This window comes from Pseudomonas avellanae BPIC 631, assembly GCF_000444135.1.
Taxonomy (GTDB): Bacteria; Pseudomonadota; Gammaproteobacteria; order Pseudomonadales; family Pseudomonadaceae; genus Aquipseudomonas; species Aquipseudomonas avellanae.
This window is the reverse complement of record NZ_ATDK01000098.1, coordinates 1-2,180: the sequence shown is the minus strand read 5'-3', so window position 1 is coordinate 2,180 and position 2,180 is coordinate 1. Positions and strand designations below refer to the sequence as shown.

Below are 2,180 nucleotides of genomic sequence, written 5' to 3'. Positions count from 1 at the left end.
TACAGATGCCCTATCGAAATGATGACGGAAATGATGTCCAAGCATCATGAGAGTCCATCCCTAACTCAATAGCCGGGTGTTGCACTCAGCCTCTGAAACCGCCGAGTATAAGTTTTAGATTGAGGCATTGAGGCAATAAGGCCGATATTTACGGCCTTATTGTGGTGTGGTTATTTTTTTACGTGGTGCATAATTTCAGCGGCACCTTTCCCTCCAGCGGTTTGCGCGGTTTTCGTACCCTCTTCCAAGCCATTCAGTAGTGAGCCAAGCTTCATTCCGGTCCAGCCCAGGGCAACTACCCAGAAACTTGGTAGGACGATGAACATTGCCCCTATCACGAAGTCCAGCAGCAGGTCTCCCTGCGCATTGCTGGCTCCGAACACTGGATCAAAATTGGAATGAGGGACGTCACTGCCGATCCCGTTGCCGTACAAGGCGTCCAGTATCGTGCTGTCCACCCAGCGGGCCAGTTGGAACCAGAAGTCGACAAAGATCAGCGCAAACTCGGCGAACGTGATCGTCATCACGACCTTCAGGTCAAACATTCCGAATACCAGGACAAATGGGATGCAGATGATCAAAGCCATCTTCAAAAAGGCCATTACCATGGGTGCCGCCTGGCGGACGCTGTCAATGGCAGGGTACATCACAACAGATCCAAATGCCTGACCTGCTGCGGCGGTCAGGCGCGTCACATCGTTTGCTACTGATCCACCCACTTGTCCGCCGTAGTCGGTATACACCTGTCCTTGGGTCAGTTTCTGCTTCCTCGGAGAAACCAGATCGCGAATGACCGAGTCGTTCACCTCATTCGGGGTCATGAATTTTGCCCACTGAGCGAGCTTGCTCAGCAGATCTGGACTGACCTGCTCCAGCAGCCTGGCTCGTAGGCCAATGCTGCTATCCGACCACCACTGCGTGCAGGTAGGGAAGCCACCGCCACCGGTGGTTTGGGGCAGGCCTGCATCGCGAGTTGCGTCATAAGGCCATTTGGTTCGAGGCGTGTGTGACCTAAATCCAGAGAAACCATCATCATAATAGCCTGGCGTCTGCAGGAAGAACCGCGAGCCGATCCAGTTGACGTCGTTCAATTGCTCTTTGGTGAGCGTTGGTTGAGTCATGAATAGTCGCGACCGTGCCAGTGCGTAGCAGTCGTTGGTAAAGTCGGCGACTTCCTGTGCCAGTAGTGGGTCGTTGATACGTGCCCTGTTCACATCCATTCGAACTTGTTGCAGGTCTACACCACAAGGGATCGCCGCGATGGAGGCTGCGGTTGCGGCTTTTGACATCGCATGCACGAATAGCCACCACACAGGAACAACGGCGCTTTTTCCATTCAACGTACTGAATGAGGTATTCCAACCCGTATCGGCAGGGTTGGGGACCGAATACTGACACTGTTCCGAGCGGCTCCGATCAAACTGCAACGTGTCGATGCTGACCGTCACCAAAGGCATGCAGCAGACAATGATGACCAGAATCGCGGTGTAGAAGCGGTTCTCCGCTCGAGCCAGCGAGAGTACGCCTTTGTTACCTTCGTCGGCACCCTCAGCACGTGCTTTGAGCCATTCGCTGATGATGATGGCGGCAAACGGCGCGGCCACCAAGCCGCTGTCCTCAATCATGTTCCAGACGCCGCTGTTGATGATCCAGCCCACCAGCGTGAGGTAATACTCCAGATAATCATTGGTGCGTAACATCATAGTGTACTGACTCCCTCGAGTAGGCCGGCACGCCGTAGCTCCATCAATGCCATCAACAGCAGGGCGATCACCTCACATCGCATTAGACCTGCGGGAATATCGGAGGATGCCTGGTGAACCAGTTGCTTCCTGATCTTGAGCCATCCGAAGGCCAGCGTTGCGTAGACCAACAGCCGCCAGGCCAGCATGTACCCGTAGTGCGTCCTCTGCCATTCGCTGAATTGCTCCAGATCCCCAAACACTTTGTCGACGAACGTCAGAAACGCCACGACCAGTAGCGCCATCAGTAATGACATCGATAGAAAAGCCAGCGCAGCTTTGCCCGCTTTTCTCCATCGTCCAGTTTTTGCTGTGGTCGACGTCATCGTCAGTCCTCCTTCGTCGGGCTTTGCAGTTGTTTGAGGCGATCCGGTGTGGGATCACCTTGGAAGATGGTCTTTGAGCTTTCCTGCCGGCTCTGAGCTCGTTGCAGAATGG

2 protein-coding genes are annotated in these 2,180 nt (G+C 54.4%); both read right to left on the bottom strand.

Features of this window, described 5'->3' with window-relative positions; genetic code table 11:
* Window positions 1-170 precede the first annotated feature (170 nt).
* Window positions 171-1,703, bottom strand: coding sequence for a conjugal transfer protein TraG N-terminal domain-containing protein (locus DW49_RS0107010; protein ID WP_024421151.1), 1,533 nt, complete (start codon window positions 1,701-1,703; stop codon window positions 171-173).
* A complete protein-coding gene (locus tag DW49_RS0107005) occupies window positions 1,700-2,068 on the bottom strand; it encodes a hypothetical protein (protein WP_024421150.1) in 369 nt (122 codons plus the stop codon). The genes DW49_RS0107010 and DW49_RS0107005 overlap by 4 nt, the downstream gene beginning before the upstream one ends.
* Window positions 2,069-2,180: the final 112 nt, after the last annotated feature.

Bases quoted from the DNA above. Each gene is read 5' to 3' on its own strand.
- DW49_RS0107010 (WP_024421151.1), bottom strand. From the start codon at position 1,703: ATGATGTTACGCACCAATGATTATCTGGAGTATTACCTCACGCTGGTG.
- DW49_RS0107005 (WP_024421150.1), bottom strand. From the start codon at position 2,068: ATGACGTCGACCACAGCAAAAACTGGACGATGGAGAAAAGCGGGCAAA.